Origin of the sequence: Micromonospora sp. M51 (assembly GCF_018070305.1) — a bacterium.
GTDB lineage: Bacteria > Actinomycetota > Actinomycetes > Mycobacteriales > Micromonosporaceae > Micromonospora > Micromonospora parva.
On the sequence record NZ_JAGPXZ010001541.1, the window covers coordinates 1 to 418 of the forward strand.

Below are 418 nucleotides of genomic sequence, written 5' to 3' on the forward strand. Positions count from 1 at the left end.
CCGATCCCCCGCGGCGCCTGTCCTACAGCTTCAAGCACCAGAAATTCGAAGAGCTCCGCGGCGAGCCGATCTCGCGCGTCGTCTTCACCATCGAACCGTTCGGCTCTCTCGTGCGTTTGACCGTGCTGCATGACGGCTTTGTCGAGGGCGGCAAATACCTCGGCGCCGTCTCCAATGGCTGGCCGGCGATCCTGTCCGGGCTGAAGAGCCTGCTCGAGACGGGGAAGGCGCCGCAGATCAAGATGGCGCCGCCAGCGCAGATGCTGGCGGCGTTGAAGGCGATGGGGATCAGGACGCCGTAGCGGTTGGAATCTGCGCGTTCATCGCTTCTTCTTCACCGGCGGTTGAATCTCGTCGATCTTGCTGCGGCAATCCCCTTCCGAGTCGTGCGGGCCCGAGACAAAGGTCCCGCTGACCT

The 418-nt window shown here is 63.9% G+C and carries 1 protein-coding gene; it reads left to right on the forward strand.

All coding sequences use genetic code 11. The annotated features are described in order from the left end of the window. Nucleotides 1-302, forward strand: a 302-nt coding sequence (locus tag KBX53_RS35855) for an SRPBCC domain-containing protein (protein WP_210864128.1), incomplete at its 5' end; no start/stop codon positions are given. Nucleotides 303-418: the final 116 nt, after the last annotated feature.